Annotated in this window: 15 protein-coding genes and 1 riboswitch; of the genes, 8 read left to right on the forward strand and 7 right to left on the reverse strand. The window is 36.3% G+C overall.

Features of this window, described 5'->3' with window-relative positions; translation table 11 throughout:
* Positions 1–21 precede the first annotated feature (21 nt).
* From ACTB0X_RS07915 to ACTB0X_RS07925, 3 genes are read left to right on the forward strand one after another with little or no spacing between them, the layout of a single operon-like run.
* Complete coding sequence (locus ACTB0X_RS07915; protein WP_463024460.1) at positions 22–1,317, forward strand: anthranilate synthase component I family protein; 1,296 nt, start codon at positions 22–24, stop codon at positions 1,315–1,317.
* Entirely contained in the window at positions 1,307–2,620 is a 1,314-nt protein-coding gene (tilS, locus tag ACTB0X_RS07920) for a tRNA lysidine(34) synthetase TilS (RefSeq protein ID WP_463024461.1), read from the forward strand. Before ACTB0X_RS07915 ends, tilS begins: the two co-directional genes overlap by 11 nt.
* The gene (locus ACTB0X_RS07925; RefSeq protein WP_463024462.1) at positions 2,617–3,324 is read left to right on the forward strand and encodes a queuosine precursor transporter; all 708 of its coding nucleotides are present in this window, start codon (positions 2,617–2,619) and stop codon (positions 3,322–3,324) included. The genes tilS and ACTB0X_RS07925 overlap by 4 nt, the downstream gene beginning before the upstream one ends.
* An 80-nt stretch (positions 3,325–3,404) precedes the next feature.
* Here the strand turns inward: ACTB0X_RS07925 and atpC are convergent, their stop codons facing one another.
* A complete protein-coding gene (gene atpC / locus ACTB0X_RS07930; RefSeq protein ID WP_463024463.1) occupies positions 3,405–3,644 on the reverse strand; it encodes an ATP synthase F1 subunit epsilon in 240 nt (79 codons plus the stop codon).
* A gap of 37 nt (positions 3,645–3,681) precedes the next feature.
* Positions 3,682–5,196, reverse strand: coding sequence for a F0F1 ATP synthase subunit beta (gene atpD, locus ACTB0X_RS07935; RefSeq protein ID WP_463024464.1), 1,515 nt, complete (start codon positions 5,194–5,196; stop codon positions 3,682–3,684).
* Between the two features lie 163 nt (positions 5,197–5,359).
* On the opposite strand from atpD, the gene ACTB0X_RS07940 reads away from it, so the two are divergent.
* The 4 genes from ACTB0X_RS07940 to ACTB0X_RS07955 all read left to right on the forward strand — a co-directional run bounded on the left by ACTB0X_RS07940 (position 5,360) and on the right by ACTB0X_RS07955 (position 10,517).
* Complete coding sequence (locus ACTB0X_RS07940; protein ID WP_463024465.1) at positions 5,360–6,289, forward strand: bifunctional riboflavin kinase/FAD synthetase; 930 nt, start codon at positions 5,360–5,362, stop codon at positions 6,287–6,289.
* Positions 6,286–6,885, forward strand: coding sequence for a leucine-rich repeat domain-containing protein (locus ACTB0X_RS07945; protein ID WP_463024466.1), 600 nt, complete (start codon positions 6,286–6,288; stop codon positions 6,883–6,885). The genes ACTB0X_RS07940 and ACTB0X_RS07945 overlap by 4 nt, the downstream gene beginning before the upstream one ends.
* A 443-nt stretch (positions 6,886–7,328) precedes the next feature.
* Positions 7,329–8,816, forward strand: coding sequence for a T9SS type A sorting domain-containing protein (locus tag ACTB0X_RS07950; RefSeq protein WP_463024467.1), 1,488 nt, complete (start codon positions 7,329–7,331; stop codon positions 8,814–8,816).
* Positions 8,817–9,026: 210 nt separating this feature from the next.
* A complete protein-coding gene (locus tag ACTB0X_RS07955; RefSeq protein ID WP_463024468.1) occupies positions 9,027–10,517 on the forward strand; it encodes a T9SS type A sorting domain-containing protein in 1,491 nt (496 codons plus the stop codon).
* A 120-nt stretch (positions 10,518–10,637) separates the two neighbouring features.
* Here the strand turns inward: ACTB0X_RS07955 and ACTB0X_RS07960 are convergent, their stop codons facing one another.
* The 5 genes from ACTB0X_RS07960 to ACTB0X_RS07980 form a co-directional block, all read right to left on the reverse strand.
* A complete protein-coding gene (locus ACTB0X_RS07960; protein WP_463024469.1) occupies positions 10,638–13,076 on the reverse strand; it encodes a TonB-dependent receptor in 2,439 nt (812 codons plus the stop codon).
* Positions 13,077–13,188: 112 nt separating this feature from the next.
* Positions 13,189–13,298, reverse strand: a riboswitch (TPP riboswitch).
* Between the two features lie 162 nt (positions 13,299–13,460).
* Entirely contained in the window at positions 13,461–14,006 is a 546-nt protein-coding gene (locus tag ACTB0X_RS07965; RefSeq protein ID WP_463024470.1) for an AAA family ATPase, read from the reverse strand.
* On the reverse strand, positions 13,985–14,575 hold the full coding sequence (gene pnuC, locus ACTB0X_RS07970; RefSeq protein ID WP_463024471.1) for a nicotinamide riboside transporter PnuC: 591 nt from the start codon (positions 14,573–14,575) through the stop codon (positions 13,985–13,987). Before pnuC ends, ACTB0X_RS07965 begins: the two co-directional genes overlap by 22 nt.
* A gap of 62 nt (positions 14,576–14,637) precedes the next feature.
* Complete coding sequence (locus ACTB0X_RS07975; protein WP_463024472.1) at positions 14,638–15,390, reverse strand: phosphoglycerol geranylgeranyltransferase; 753 nt, start codon at positions 15,388–15,390, stop codon at positions 14,638–14,640.
* A gap of 21 nt (positions 15,391–15,411) precedes the next feature.
* On the reverse strand, positions 15,412–16,038 hold the full coding sequence (locus ACTB0X_RS07980; protein ID WP_463024473.1) for a 4'-phosphopantetheinyl transferase family protein: 627 nt from the start codon (positions 16,036–16,038) through the stop codon (positions 15,412–15,414).
* A gap of 83 nt (positions 16,039–16,121) precedes the next feature.
* Here ACTB0X_RS07980 and ahcY point away from each other — a divergent pair, with 83 nt between their 5' ends.
* Positions 16,122–17,438, forward strand: coding sequence for an adenosylhomocysteinase (ahcY, locus tag ACTB0X_RS07985; protein WP_463024474.1), 1,317 nt, complete (start codon positions 16,122–16,124; stop codon positions 17,436–17,438).
* The last annotated feature ends 12 nt before the right edge of the window (positions 17,439–17,450 follow it).

The raw sequence follows: 17,450 nt of genomic DNA on the forward strand, positions 1-17,450 counted from the left end.
AATTCGAGTTAAATTTGTCCCATGTATCATTCTTACCAAAACGATTTATTGGCAGAATTGTCCGCCTCAAAATTGATTCAGTTGGCGCAACAGTATGATGTTTCAACTGTACTTGATTCGAATGGGTATGAAGATAAGTATGGAAAGTATGAATGGATAGCTGCATTGGGCGTTGAAGCCGAAGTAGAATCCAATTCCAATTCATTTGTAGCGATAGCCTCGTTTCTGCAGAAGCATAAATGGGCTTTTGGCGGATTTGGGTATGATTTGAAAAATCAATTGGAAGACCTTTCGACCAAGCATCCAAATAGAACAGGCTTTCCGGATCTGTATTTTTTTGCACCTCAATATATTTTTACCAAAGAACGCAATTCCTCAGCGGTTCGATTGCTATCCACCAAGAGGCTTGGAGCGAGTGAAATGGAGCAATTGATTCATGTCGATAAAGAATTGCCTTTTCAAGGAAATCAATCGGCTAACTTAAAACCTAGAATATCAAAGTCAGAATACTTAGAAAGAGTGAAGTCATTGAAAAATCACATTCAATTGGGGGATATTTATGAAGTGAATTTCTGTCAAGAGTTTTATGATGAACAGGCCATTATCGATCCATTCCAAGTTATGGAAACTTTGAATCGTCAATCTCCTATGCCATTTGCTGCTTTTTTCAAGAAGAATGAGGCTTATTTGATGGGTGCGACGCCAGAACGATTTTTGTGTAAGAGAGGAGATAAAATAATTGCGCAGCCCATAAAGGGAACTGCTAAAAGAGGAGCCACCGAAAAAGAGGACCAGGAATTTAAAGCTGTTTTAAGACAGGATTTAAAAGAGCAGAACGAGAATGTAATGATCGTTGATTTGATGCGCAATGACCTCTCAAAAATCGCCGATAGAGGCAGTGTTGAGGTGGAGGAGTTGTTTGGAGTGTATACCTTTCCGCAAGTTCACCAAATGATCAGCACGGTTACAGCCATTAAAAGTCTAGAATATTCTTCATTGGATGTCATTGAGGCAGCCTTTCCGATGGGATCCATGACTGGGGCGCCAAAGGTGAGAGCAATGGAGTTAATTGATGAACACGAAGTTTCACGTCGAGGTTGGTACTCTGGTTCAGTGGGTTATTTTTCGCCGGATGACGATTTCGATTTTAATGTGATCATCCGAAGTTTGCAATACAATTCAAAAACCAATTACTTATCGCTGACCGTAGGCGGAGCTATTACTGCTAAGGCCGATCCTGACAAAGAATACGAAGAGTGCTTGCTTAAAGCGAAAGCCATTTTTAATGTTTTAAACCCCAATCAACATGTTAGCTAGACTGAAGGCATTTATAGAAGAAAAGGAATTGTTTGCCAAATCAGAAAAGCTACTCATTGCGGTGAGCGGTGGAGTTGATTCTATGGTGTTATTGGATTTAATGCGACAATTGGAGTATTCTATTCATGTGGCGCATTGTAATTTTAATTTAAGAGCGAGAGAGAGTGACCAAGATGAGGAATTGGTGAGAGCGTATTGCCAAGAGCACGATATCCCTTGTTTCGTCACTTCATTTTCTACAAAAGAAATAGCTGCTGAGCGGAAAATTTCCATACAAATGGCGGCGAGAGAACTGCGCTACGAATGGTTTGCAGAATTGCAAAAAGAACACAACTTGGATCGATTGATCACTGCACATCATTTAAATGATCAGGTAGAAACCTTTTTCATTCACCTCATTCGTGGGAGTGGGTTGAGAGGATTAAGTGGGATGCCGTTTAAGACCGCTCAAATTGCTCGACCACTTATTTTTACCACCAAACTAGAAGTGCGGGAATACGCTGAAAAAAATAAAGTTATTTATAGAGAAGATGTCTCCAATCAGGACGATAAATACCTGCGCAATAAAATCCGATTAGACATCATTCCTCAATTGGAAGAACTGAATCCATCTTTCATACAAAATGCACAAAAAAGCATGCATTTAATAGAGGAATCTTTAAGTCTATTAGAAGCAGAGGTAAAGCGATTTTCTCTAACCGGAGTGGAAGTGAAAGGAGACGACTATAAAATTGATTGGAAGAAGTTGCAATCATCTATTTCTCCCCAGTTACTCGCGTTTGAATTGTTAAAGCCGTTTGGATTTAATCCCACTCAAATAGAATCGATTGTGTTGCCTCAAGAATTAACAACCGGAAGTATTTTAGAGTCAGAAACGCACACCCTTTTGGTGAATCGACAAGAGTTGGTGATCGCGCCAAAAAGTGATCGAGCTGTTGCGCGTGAAACGATTCAAACTTTGGTGTTCGAAAATAAGTGGTTGAAAGGAGAAATAATTTCTAGAGAAGAGTTGACTGCCTTTCCCGATGGAAAGACTATTGCAGCATTCGACGCCGATAAAATTGGATTGCCTGTGATATTGAATGGATGGAAGAAAGGAGACGCATTTCAACCTTTTGGGATGAAAATGTTTAAAAAACTGAGTGACTTTTTTATTGATGAAAAGCTCTCTATTTTTCAGAAAGAAAAAGTGCAAATATTGAGATCCGGAGAGGCTATCGTTTGGGTAGTTGGGCATCGGGTAGACAATCGTTTTAGAATTGACGAGAACACAACGCAGGTTTGGAAGGTTACTGTGAAATGAATATTCAACAAACCATAAAAGCTGAAAAATACTATTTCATTCTCGGTGGGATTTTTATCGCCTGCTTAGTGAGTGGAAACCTCATTTTTCAAAAGTTCTTCTCTTGGGATTTTTTTAATTCCTATTCTTTTGAATTGTCGGTTGGTATTTTACCTTATCCATTAACTTTTTTAATTACTGATTTGATCTCTGAAATCTATGGGCGAAAGCGGGCCAATTTTGTGGTTGTTTCAGGATTGGTGGCTACTTTGTTTATTTTCTTTTTGGTCCTAATTGCTGATGCAGTTCCCGCGACTTCCTGGTCACCAGTGGATGATGCCACTTTTTCCAAGGTTTTTGGACTTACAGGAGCAGCTGTTACCGCGTCTATGGTAGCCTATTTATTGGCTCAATTTATAGACATTCGGATTTACCATTATTGGAAGAAGAAAACAAATGGCAAGCACTTGTGGCTGCGGAATAATTTCAGCACCATCACTTCACAATTAGTAGATACAGCCAGTGTATTGGCGCTGTTGTGTTTGTTTGGCTCTATCGAGTGGATTCGATTTGGTGATTTGTTGGTTAATGGATTTCTGTATAAGCTTCTAATTGCCCTTTTAGATACGCCTATTTTATACTTATTGGTTTATCTATTCCGGAAGCAATTTGGCCTGAAGGCAAATGAAGAAATCGGATTTGCAAATGAAGAAGTAGAGAAATAAAGGTTGTTAGTATGTTCAACAAAAAAAGCCCTTGTTAGAATTTCTAACAAGGGCTTTTTAACTTTTAATGAAAGCTAATCTTACTCAGCTAACACTATTATTTTATCGTGTTTTACCTCTAAAACTCCACCGTCTACTTCAAAAAATTGCTCATCTTTAGAATTAACTTCTACTATTTTGATGTTCCCTTTTTTAAGCACAGCTACCATAGGAGCGTGACGATGTAAAATCCCAAAAGAACCATCAATACCAGGAAATGATGCTGATGTGATGTCTCCTTTATAGACTTGTTTATCTGGTGTTACTATTTCTAATTGCATAATTTCTAGTTATAACGATCGACGAAACAAATTTAAATTATTTGTTTTCAGCAAGAATTTTCTCACCTGCTTCAATTGCTTCTTCGATGGTTCCTTTTAAGTTAAATGCTGATTCAGGGTATTTGTCCACTTTACCATCCATGATCATGTTAAATCCTTTGATGGTATCGTTAATGTCTACTAATACTCCTTTCAATCCTGTAAATTGCTCTGCAACGTGGAACGGCTGAGACAAGAAACGCTGAACACGTCTAGCTCTAGAAACGATCAATTTATCTTCTTCAGACAATTCATCCATACCCAAAATAGCAATAATATCTTGCAATTCTTTGTATCGTTGTAGAATCTCTTTTACTGCTTGTGCAGTATCGTAGTGTTCTTTACCAACAATCTGAGGAGTCAAAATTCGTGAAGTTGAATCCAAAGGATCTACCGCTGGATAAATTCCTAATTCAGCAATTTTTCTTGACAATACAGTTGTTGCATCCAAGTGAGCAAATGTAGTTGCAGGAGCAGGGTCAGTTAAATCATCTGCAGGAACGTAAACCGCCTGTACAGATGTAATAGATCCTGATTTAGTAGAAGTAATTCGCTCTTGCATCGTACCCATTTCAGTAGCCAACGTTGGTTGGTAACCTACTGCAGAAGGCATACGACCTAGCAATGCTGATACCTCAGAACCTGCTTGTGTAAATCTAAAAATATTGTCGATAAAGAATAGGATATCTTTTCCAGCTTCTCCTTCTTCTTTGTTTCCATCTCTGTAATACTCAGCCAAAGTCAATCCTGAAAGTGCTACTCTAGCTCTTGCACCAGGAGGCTCATTCATCTGACCAAATACGAAAGTTGCTTTTGACTCTTTCATCAATTCCATATCAACTTTAGACAAATCCCATCCGCCTTCTTCCATAGAATGCATAAAGGCATCGCCATACTTGATAATTCCTGATTCCAACATCTCACGCAACAAATCATTTCCTTCACGAGTTCTTTCACCAACACCTGCAAACACAGATAATCCACCGTGTCCTTTTGCAATGTTGTTAATCAACTCCTGAATCAATACTGTTTTACCAACACCAGCACCACCGAACAAACCAATTTTACCACCTTTTGCATAAGGCTCAATAAGGTCAATTACTTTAATACCTGTAAATAAAACTTCTGTAGCTGTAGATAAGTCTTCGAACTTTGGAGGGTTACGGTGAATACCCATACCATTGCTTTTGTCAAGATTCCCTAATCCATCAATAGCATCACCTACTACGTTGAATAAACGACCTTTGATTTCATCTCCAATAGGCATTTTGATGGCTGCTCCAGTTGCAGTTACTACTGCTCCTCTTTGCAAACCTTCTGTAGAATCCATAGATACGGCTCTAACTACACCTTCACCTACGTGAGTTTGAACTTCTAAAATAACTTTTTCGCCATTCGTTTTAGTTACTTCCAATGCATCTAAAATGTTAGGAAGTACGCTTCCTTCTCCATCAAAGCTAACATCCACTACTGGTCCAATAATCTTAACGATTTTTCCGCTGTTCTGAGACATTTCTTAAAATTTGGTTATCTAAAAATGTAAAATTTCTTCTTTGAAATTTAGGATGCAAAAGTAAAATAAATTGACAAGTTTAGGAAGCATTGTTGATATTTTTATTTTGCTAATTTTGAGTTTAATAATTGGAACCAAATTTTACACAAACTAGAGGAGCAGAGTGAAGGTATATCGAGGGATAGAAAATTTCAAGCCAGTTCAATACCCTGTAGTGACTACAGGTACTTTTGATGGGGTACATTTAGGGCACCTAACCATCATAAATCGGCTAAAAGAAATCGCAAAAAAGCAGCATGGAGAAACGGTGTTATTAACATTTTTCCCCCATCCGAGGATGGTCTTGCAAGCGGATAATGACCTAAAATTGATCAATACCCTTCAAGAAAAAATCGATTTGTTGGAAAAAGCTGGTGTCGATCACTTAATTATTGAACCTTTTACAAAGGATTTTTCTAGAATGACTTCCTTGGAATTTGTGCGTGATTTAATCGTCAATAAAATTGGAACAAAGAAATTAGTAATTGGCTACGACCACCACTTTGGAAGAAACAGAGAAGGCTCTTTTGAGCACTTGATGGAATTTGGGCCATTATATGGCTTCGAAGTGGAAGAAATTCCGGCGCAAGATATTGACAATGTCAACGTGAGTTCTACAAAAATTAGAAGAGCGCTAGAAAATGGCGATTTAAAAACAGCCAATGAGTACTTGAGTCATCCATTTTCACTCAGTGGAGTAGTGGTTGATGGAGAAAAGATGGGGCGAAAATTAGGTTACCCCACAGCGAATATTAAAATTGAAGAAGATTTTAAACTGATTCCGGCAGATGGAATTTATGCCGCTCGAATAATCACCAAATCGGGGAATTATAAGGGAATGCTCAATATCGGTGTTCGTCCTACAATTGAAAATGCTGACGGAAGTAGAACCATCGAAGTCAATATTTTTGATTTCAATGAAGAGATTTATGGGGAAACGATCACCATTCAGCTAATTGAAAGAATCAGGGAGGAGAAGAAGTTCAACTCTTTGGATGAATTGATTGAGAATATGGGAATCGACAAAGTGAATACCCTTAAAATTTTACAATGAAAAAGTGGGCGCTAATTTTCTTTCTTTTTAGTGCAGTTGTTGCCTCAGCTCAAACTGATGCATATCGATCTCAAGCCGATCGTTTTAAATCTTATTCATCCATTTCAAAAGGGTTAAGTAATCCAATGGCGGTTGTTCGTTTGGATTTAAGTCGGTCAAAATTAAAAGAAGTGCCATCTGATTTAGCTCAATTTAAAAATTTAAAATACCTCGACCTTTCGGGAAATAAGTTGGAAGTAATTCCTGATTTTGTTTTCGAATTGCCTTACCTTTTAGAATTAGATGTTTCGCAGAACAAGCTGATTGATTTGCCATTTTCGGTAGAGAAGGCGGGTCAGTTAAAAATATTGAAAGCGGGCAATAATCCGTTGCAAAGCATCCCATACACGATAAAAGGTGCGCAAAATATAGAACAATTGGACTTGATGAATACCGAAATTCAAATTTTCCCTTTGGAGTTGAAGGAGTTGAGAAGTTTGCAGTTATTAGAGTTGAGAGGTATCAAAATTGAGGACGATCAAAAGAAATTGATTAATGAATACTTGCCCAATACCGAGATCTATTATACCAATGGCTGCAATTGTAAGTCGTTTTAGGTTGCATTAAACGTTATATAGTTCACTTCCTGATAGTGATTAATAAATAGTTGATAACTATCTAATTGGTTGACCACTTGCGGGGTCGGAATTCAATAATAAATCTATGTTATTAATGATGTGCGAACCCTACAGGTTCATTGTGTCGTGGATGTAATTCATTTTGTAATCTGTTTAAATTTCTCTTTTTCATCCTTTAGGGATAACACCTCATAAGCTTGATCGAATCACGAATTTTGATTCCTAGTGCAAAAACTAAGCTCCATAGGAGTGAAATCTGAATAGCATTTAATTATTAGGGAAGTAGTGAAAGCCCCATCGGGGTGACATTTTAGTTAGAAAAAGTCTAGTTATAGAATAATCAATTGAAATATAATTATTGGTGTAATATTTAAGTGACTATCTCGTTCTTTTGCAGATTAATAGAATATAATAACCAACCTATGAAACACCTGATATTCACAATCACCTCAATGCTTTTTAGCATTGGGGTTTTTTCACAGCAATTCGATTTTTTTCTAAACAATTCGTTTGAGAATGAATTGTACGATGCAATCGAAACAGATTCTACGTTCGAGTTTGTGGGAATGAAAAAGTTAAATGGGTTTTACGAATCTTATTATCTAAAATTATCAAAAACAGGAGTGTTTATTAAAGATACTGTGCTTGCTGCAACTACAGAAAGATTGTTTACAGGGATTAAAAAAACAAATAAGGGAGTTGTGATTTCAGAAGGTGGTTACTATAAAGGGGATGGAGATGTGAAAATTTATTACAATTATGATTTTAATAGTTCAATCTCCATTAAAATAGATTCAGCTAAACATTTTTACGCTGAAAGTATTAAATCACTTAATGATTCCTCATTGGCATTATTAGGATTTTATTTAGATACTAGCAGGTTTCAAAATGCTAGTTTTTTTATTTTGAATTTAAATGATTCCACTTATCAATTTTTTGATATTTCAGATCCTCAATTTTTACCTCCACAGTATATTTTCGATATTATTGAACACAATGGAAAGAAGTTGATTTCTACCTATAATGTTATTTATAAAAATCCCACAGTTTGGTATAATTCTTCGGAAATTATTCAATTGAATGATAGTTTTCAAATAGATACCGCATTCGATATTTCGTATTCTCAGAATACATTTGGGAATTATCAGTTTAATTTTTTTGCAAGTTTACTTTCCATTAATCAAAATCATTTCATGGTTTCTGCTAGAGGAATTAATGCCCGAAATGCTTCTCATGCTAAGCCAGAAGATATGGCAGCCATTGTGATGGATACCAATTACAATGAAGTTTCACTTAATTTTTATGGCTTACCAGATTCATCAGCAAAGGAGGCCAATCAAAATTTGTCTAGATATGATACCCTTCCTTATGTGTTTATTGGAGGTACGGAAAATTTTGTTGTAAGAGTAGGTGGTTATGCACCGGATACCACCTTATTTATGCTAACAAAAGCCGATTTGATGGGCAATGAAATTTGGACGCGATATTACAGTAACAATACTAATCTGTTTTTAAGAAAAGTATTGGCCACTTCTGATGGTGGAGCTCTTATTTTTGGTTCATCTTATAATCCTTCCGGGCCAGATGGTTTTGAAAAAGATGTATGGATTATTAAAGTAGACAGCAATGGTAACTATAAAACAACAGGTATTGCTGATCAACAAATTCCAAAAAACGATTTTATTTTTTATCCCAATCCTGTTGGTGATGAGGTGCACTTTCGTCAAGTTAATCAGTTGAGAAATTACAATCTGGAGTTGTTTGATATCTCAGGAAAGAAAGTGCTAGAGAGGAAGTTGTCTTCAAGCGATGAAACCATTAATACTGCGAACCTTAAATCAGGAACTTTTATTTATCATTTAACCGATCAAAAAGGCAATTATGCAAGTGGGAAGTTGATTAAGAAGTAGATCGTTGGAACTCTTCACGTAAAAAACCAAGCTCCGTAGGAGTGAAATCTGAATAGCATTTAATGATTAGGGAAGTTGTGAAAGCCCCATCGGGGTGACATTTTAGTTAGAAAAAGTCTAGTTATAGAATAATCAATTGATATAAATAAGTGTAATATTTAAGTAATTACCTCGTTCTTTTGCAGATTGATACAATGTAATAACCAACCTATGAAACACCTGATATTCACAATCACCTCAATGCTTTTTAGCATTGGGGTTTTTTCACAGCAGTTCGATTTTTATTTGAACAATTCCACTGAACAAACTCTTGTTGACGTTTTCGAGAATGCCAACAGTTATGATTTTGTTGGTCGTCAAAGAATCAATAATACAGTAGTCCCTTATCGCCTAAAGATTTCTAAGTCTGGTACATTTATCTCGGATAGTTTATATTCCAATGATCTGAGTTCAATGTTTACAGGAATTATTAATTGGAAAAACTACGAACTGATGACTCATTCGGGAGTTAGAAAAGGGGATTCCACCTGTGTGATATTAATAGATAGCTTAGGATTTAATAGAATTATACAATTGAAAGATGGGAATAAGCAGTTTTTTGCAGAGCATTTTAGGCAATTGGATGATTCCATTTTTGTTGCATTGGGATATTTTTATGATAGTACACCATTTCCAAATGCGGGATTATGGGTGGTGAATATGCTCGATACATCAATGAATAAGTTTGTCAATTTATCAGATCCACAAAGTCCTGGTTATGAAAATGTCTTTGACATCATTCAACTCAACAATAAATACATAGTTACTGCAATTGGTACTTATGCGGGATCCCCTGTTTCTTGGGGTAGTTCTGCAGAAATAATACAATTAGATCACAATTTTCAAGTGGATACTGCTTTTGATATTTCACATTCACATTATACTCCTGGCTATCGGATGTTTTCATTTAATGCTTCCTTAGCTAAAATCGACGAAGAAAAATTCATGGTTGCTTCAAGAGCAGGAAACCCCAGAGGTACTTCAATGCAAAATGCAGAAGATTTAGCTGCAATTTTAATGGATACCAATTACAATGAGCTATCCCTTAATTTTTATGGCTTACCTGATTCTAACGCGGTAGAAGCAAATCGTAATTTATCCAGATATGATACCCTTCCTTATGTATTTGTTGGCGGAACAGAAAATTTTGTAGTTACATTCGGAGGATATGGACAAGATACTACCTTATTTATGCTGACTAAGGCTGATTTAATGGGTAATGAAATATGGACCCGTTATTACAGCAACAATACTTATTTGTTTATGTATAAAGTGTTGGCCACTTCTGATGGCGGAGCCATTATGTTCGGTTCTTCTTATGATCCTGCTGGGCCTGATGGTTTTGAGCAAGATGTTTGGATAGTTAAAGTAGACAGCAATGGCAATTATCAAACAACAGGAATTGCTGATCAACAAATCCCAAAAAACGATTTTATTTTTTATCCCAATCCTGTTGGTGATGAGGTGCACTTTCGTCAAGTTAATCAGTTGAGAAATTACAATCTGGAGTTGTTTGATATTTCAGGAAAGAAAGTGCTGGAGAGTAAGTTGTCTACAAGCGATGAAACGATAAATACCGTCAATCTTAATTCAGGAACTTTTATTTATCATCTAACCGATCAAAAAGGCAATTACGCAAGTGGGAAGTTGATAAAGAAGTAGAGCCGTTGGAACTATTCACGTAAAAAAACCAAGCTCCGTAGGAGTGAAATTTAAATAGTGTTTATAAAAAAACGCCGGAAGAAAATCTCCCGACGTAATTACATAGTAGGTTTTTAAATCTTAAAATTTCAAGGTCACACCACCTAAGAAATTAATTCCTGCTTGAGGGTAGTAGAAATTTTCAGTGATTACATCACCATAAGCGTAAGAGTAGGTATATCCATTTGAACTGTATTTTACAGCCAATACATTGTTCACTAATAAACTAAAGTTCATTTCTTTGAACAATACATTCTTCAAGCTGTAACTCAATCGAATGTCATTTACAAAGTATTCTTTGATCACTCGATCAGGGTTAGAAGTGTTGTCTAAAAACTGACGACCCACATATTTACTCAATAAAGCAATCTTAAGGTTCTTTATTGGCTCGTATTGTAACTCAGAACCTGCGATCATATTTGGAGAAAATGAAATGTCTGCATCTTCAATTGGAGTAACTATGGTTTCTCCGGTTAGGTAGTCTGCAACATTGTCTTCGAAACTTTTAATCTTGTTTTTACTGAACGTTACATTTCCATTCCAAGTTACTTTTTGGCTCAACTTCATCCCAACGACTACTTCAATACCTGTTCGGTAACTTTCTTTTACGTTCTGTCTGATTGAAGAGCCAACATCGTTCAATGCACCTGTTAGCACCAATTGGTTCTTATAATCCATATGGAAAAAGTTGGTGTGAACGAAAAAGTCTTCCGTATTTACACGGTAGCCCAACTCAATGTTGTTTAGCTGTTCATGCTTTGGTTTTTCTCCAACTTTAGCGTCAATAAAGTCACCTCTTACCGGCTCTCTATTGCTCACAGAATATGAAACATAAGTAGACGTAATGTCATTGAATTGGTAGTTCAATCCCGCTTTTGGGTTGATAAACTGGAAGTTTTCTTCTACATCAATTGGGCGTTGATCGTTGTCAATTCCATAAGTGCTGTAGTCAATCAATCGAACTTGGATATCTCCAAAAACAGTCAATTGGTCTGTGAATTTATATTCTGCTTTTAAGTAACTGTTGAAGTCTGATTTCTTACCAACGTTGTCATAATAACGCTCTCGAATAGAGCTGTTGGTTGCAACTCCTGCCCAGATTATTTCTCCATAATGTCCACCTTCATACTTATTAAATCCACCACCAAGGGTTAAATTTAATTTGTCAGTAGCATCGTAGATTAAGCTATAAGTCAATCCCCCGAAGTGATTGTCTAACCATCTTCTTCTAATCAAATCTGTAGAAGTTACAGTGTCTGCGCCTACCACAGCATCTTGTAATCCATAGTCTACAAAATCTTCGTCATCTTTGAATTCTTCGTAATAACCTAATCCGCGAGTGTAGTGGAAATTAAGATTCGCATTTAACTTAGAATGAAGCTCTCTTGAGATCAACAATTGATAATGGTCTTGATTGTAATTGTCAGTTTGATTGTCGTACAAATATTTGTTGTATGTTCTTCCTGAATTCAACAAATTATCGATTCTTTCTTGAGAATAACCTTCGTTGGAAGCATGGGTTAACATGTTATCTATATTATTTTCTATTCGAGATTGAGGTGTTCCATACCACGATTGGTACGTTTTTTCTTTTCCTCCAAAGGCGATGGCTTTCACGATCGTTTTCTTTCCATAATAAGCACCCGATAAGTAATACGATTGCAAATCAGAACTCGCTCTATCGATGTAACCATCTGAACGAATTTTAGACAATCGACCTTCAAATGAGAATTTGTCATCGATTAATCCAGAACCCATCTGAACACTGTGCTTAAACGTGTTGAAAGATCCAAATGAATTGGCGATTTCACCATACGCTTTCGGCTTTAAGGTAGTCGTTTGCATGTTTATACTCGCACCAAAAGCTGCTGCTCCATTGGTTGAAGTTCCTACCCCTCGCTGAATCTGAATACTCTCAGTAGAAGAAGCTAAATCTGGCATATTTACCCAAAATACTCCGTGAGACTCTGCATCATTCATTGGAATTCCATTGACAGTCACATTGATTCGAGTACCATCGCTACCTCGAATACGTAGGCCAGTATATCCAACACCAGCTCCTGCATCTGAAGTGGTTACGATAGAAGGAGTTTGATTCAATAAAATAGGTAAATCTTGACCTAAATTGTTTTTCTCAATGTCTTCCTTGTTTAATTCCGTGAAAGTTGTAGCTGAGTTAACCTTCGCTCTAGTGGACGAAACCACAACTTCTTCCTGAAGAAAAGCAGTCTCATTCAGTGTGATGGTTAAAGCGGTGTCTTTGGCTAAGTTGAAAACAATTTCTTGTGTTTCATAACCTAAGTAGCTAATTAATATAGCGTATTCTTTTTGCTTTAGATTTTGTAGAGCAAAGTTTCCTGCAAGATCTGTGGCAGTCGCTTTGTAGCTGTTTTCAATTCGAACGGTTGCTCCTGGCAATGGCTCGTTCGTTGTGGAATTTTTAACGATTCCAGTGACATTCAATTGTGCCATTAATATGCTTGGAAATAGCATCACTAATGACCAGTACATTTTTTTCATTTTGTTTAAGTATTACTAATAAGTTTCAGCATTCCCCTGGGAGGCAATGCAATAAAAAATTTATAAGTAACCCTTGATAGAAATAGAACGCACACAATTATGGCCAATCATGTGTGTGTTTGTTTCAAATCCCTGCGCCCGCATTACCGGTATCAGGTTCAAAGGGTATAATCTCAGCCCTAACTTATTTCCTTGCGGAACTGGGCACCCCAATCGAGACGATGCAAAATTAGAAAGTTTATTTGAAGAAGCTAGTTCTAGCTAAAGTTTTTATACCAATTTAATGTATTGTTAGATCTAATAATTTAGTTGTAAGCACATTATACGTTCAATGTTTTGTGTTTGTTGAAATGGTAAATGCCGAGCTATTATAAAACGAGTATACTAGGTACGACGTATGCGACATTTTATAAAGCAATCGGTATTAATCGCTAAAAGTGCATTAGATAATCTAGTATTTCCTTCTCCACTGATTATGGAATAGTTGAAGTTGCGTTGTTGAAGTTCTTTCTTGTATAAATCAAATAGTTCTTTGCGCTCATCCAACGAAGGGTTTTCGCGCAATTCATCTGAAGTCCATTCTAGGTCGGTGTTCATGAGTAGGTATAAATCAAATTCCTGATTGGCGATATTTTCTTCAATCCAGGAGTCGACTTGACCGTATTTAAAGAGTTGCCAAATTTTAGTGACGATTAACTCAGTATCTGCAATGAGTGGTCGTTGTTTTTGATTTTGAATCAATTCCAACTGTTTCTTTGCAATATTGAGAACATCCGAAGAGTCGTAGTGATTGGAATCAGATAAGTATACTCTGGCATACTCAGGAATGAAAGCAACACCAAAGTGCTGAGCAAGCGCTTTGGCAAGTTCAGATTTACCTGTTGATTCAGGACCTAGAATTGCAATCTTTAAATCAGTTGTGTTTTCCATTTTTGATACCCTCGAAAAGCAATAATAGTATAAATCAAGAAAAGAAAAGAAGTGAAGTAAAGTTCTTTGTAGAAATACATGCCAATTCCGACTCCATCCACGATGATCCAAATGAGCCAATTCTCAATTTGTTTTTTTACTACCATGACAGTGGCAATGATTGCAAAAATAGTAGTGAAACTATCTATAAATGGGAGTGAAGCATCAGAATAGTTAGAGGCAATGGTGCCAAATAGCAAGGTTGCCATTCCACCAATTATAGAATACCTCAAGAAGGTTTTGTTGGGAATTGATTTTACCTTTTCTTCTATTTTGTTTTTGTTTGAAGTCCACAGGGCCCAACCTACAAAGGACATGATGATATAATATAGGTTGATGATCGTGTCAAAGTAGAGTTGGTAGCTGAAACAGATATAAACATATATTGTCGAGCTAATTAGTCCGAATAAAAAACAAACCTTGTTCTCTTTCGTAGCAAAATAAATGTAAAGTAGAGATGTGACAACACCTATAATTTCTAAGGTAGAAAAGTTTGAAACTTCAGAAAGGAAATTCTCGAAAATGGACATGTTTGTTAGTTAGTTCTTTTCGCTTTTCTAATGTATAGATGGGGGAGTATAAATTAGTTGAATCACTGATTGAGTTTGCTTATTCCTAAAGCAATATCGTTCAATAATGTTGGGGTTTTTTCCAATGCATTGCCAACTACCACAATATCAGCTCCTGCTTTCAATGCGTCTACAGCCTTTTTTGTAGTGGTTAATCCACCGCCTATAATTAAAGGAGTGTTGGTGTTTGCTTTTACCGCTTGAATCATTTCCGTAGGAACTGGAGAATTCGCTCCACTGCCTGCATCTAAATAGGTCAACTTCATTCCCAACATTTCTGCTGCCATCGCTGTACTTGCTGCAATTTCAGATTTGTCCGCAGGGATAGGCATTGAATTACTGATGTAGGAAGCAGTGGTAATTTTTCCTCCATCAATTAATAAATAAGCCGTTGATAAAATTTCTAAATTAGATTGTCTCAGATAAGGTGCAGCAGTCACATGCTGTCCAATTAACATATCAGGGTTTCTGCTAGAAACTAATGAAAGTAGAAGTAATGCGTCTGCTTTCGGATTAATTTGAGATTGATGGCCTGGGAAAAGGATGACAGGTATTGCTGAATTATTTTTGATAAATCCTATAGTCTTGTCTAAATCTCCGCCTGTTAGTAGACTTCCACCAACGAAAAAATAGTCCACATCCAGATCATTCGACAATTGAATCAGCTTCAATAAACTTTTAGAAGTTGACTTGTCTGGGTCTATAAGAACCGCCAACTGCTTCTTCTTCTTGGTAGTTTTTTGAATAATGGTGTTATATACTTCTCCTTGATTCATAAAGTGAATTTCAATGCAATATTAATCATTCATGGTATAAACTAGATAATAGTTTTCGAAATATAGGTATTTTAAGGTATAGTTCTGCATGAAATTCCCGTCAACTAATTTAGCAATCACTTTGTTTTCGGACTTATTGATTGTTTGAACAAAAATATTTTCCTTTAAGAATATTTTTTTTCTTCCGTATGCTTTAAATACAGCTTCCTTTGCACACCACAGTATATGGTAGTCTTCTAATTCAGTCTTAATAAATCTTAGTTCACTATCATCGAGGTATTTGTGAGCGATTGTTGCAATGCTGTTATTTTTAATCTGTAAATCAATTCCATTTGTTTGATTTCCAATATACATTGCACACATTCCTTTGGAGTGCGAAATAGAGACAAATTTGTCTATGGTTGATAAATGAGGTTTCCCGAATTCATTGTAATAGATGTCGCATGTTTGTTGAGGTAGAAGTGCGTTCAAAAGTAATCGAGTCGATAGCCATTCTATTTTTCGATTAGTGCTATTAATAAGGTAGAACTTTTCTAAGTTAAAATGGAGGGCCTCTAATTGAGCAATGAGTTCATCAATTGTCTCTTCAAATCTCCAATATCCAATGAGGCTATTTTTTTGTGGTGAAAAAGAATGAACTAAAGCCATTTTGGATTGTTATTTTGGTGCTCTTGAATTTCAAGAAATTAATTAGGAACTTTGTCTTCCATTAAAATTAAAATAATAATAGAATGAGTGATACAAAAGTAGAATTCTTGCCTTACAAAGTAAAAGATATTTCTTTAGCTGATTGGGGTAGAAAGGAAATAAGATTAGCAGAAGCTGAAATGCCAGGTTTAATGGCTTTGAGAGAAGAGTACGGTAAAGAGCAACCATTGAAAGGTTCTCGTATCGCTGGTTGTTTACACATGACTATACAAACTGCTGTTTTAATCGAAACATTAGTGGCTTTAGGAGCTGAGGTTACTTGGTCTTCATGTAATATTTTCTCAACACAGGATCATGCTGCTGCTGCTATAGCTGCTGCAGGTATTCAAGTATATGCATGGAAAGGTTTAACTGAGGAAGAGTTTAACTGGTGTATCGAACAAACATTATTTTTTGGTGAAGAAAGAAATCCATTGAACATGATTTTAGATGATGGTGGAGATTTAACCAATATGGTTTTTGACCAGTATCCTGAATTAGTGGATGCAATTAGAGGATTGTCTGAAGAAACAACTACCGGCGTTCACCGTTTATATGAAAGAGAAAAGAATGGAACTTTAGTGATGCCAGCAATCAATGTAAACGATTCGGTAACTAAATCTAAATTTGATAACAAATACGGTTGTAAAGAATCTTTAGTAGATTCCATAAGAAGAGCGACTGACGTAATGATGGCAGGTAAAGTTGCAGTTGTTGCAGGTTACGGTGATGTAGGTAAAGGTTCTGCACAATCTTTAAGAGGAGCAGGAGCAAGAGTTATAGTTACTGAAGTAGATCCTATTTGTGCTTTACAAGCTGCAATGGACGGATTTGCTGTTAAGAAAATGGATAGCGTTGTTGGAGAAGTTGACATCGTAGTAACTGCAACCGGTAATAAAGACATTATCAACGGAAGTCATTTCGAAAAAATGAAAGATAAAGTGATCGTTTGTAATATTGGTCACTTTGATAATGAAATCGATGTCGCCTGGTTGGATAAAAATTTCGGACATACAAAAGATGAGATTAAGCCACAAGTTGATTTGTACAATGTAAATGGTAATGATATCATTTTATTGGCACAAGGTCGATTAGTAAACCTAGGATGTGCTACAGGCCACCCATCATTTGTAATGTCTAATTCTTTTACGAATCAAACGTTAGCTCAAATTGAGTTGTGGAAGAACAGCAAAAACTACGAGAATAAAGTATACATGTTGCCAAAACATTTAGATGAAAAAGTAGCTTTCTTGCATTTATCTAAGATTGGTGTAGAGCTAGAAGAGCTTTCAAAAGATCAAGCAGATTATATCGGTGTTGAAGTTCAAGGGCCATATAAGCCAGAGTACTACAGGTACTAGTTGAAAATCTAT

This window comes from Acidiluteibacter sp. (assembly GCF_055129545.1).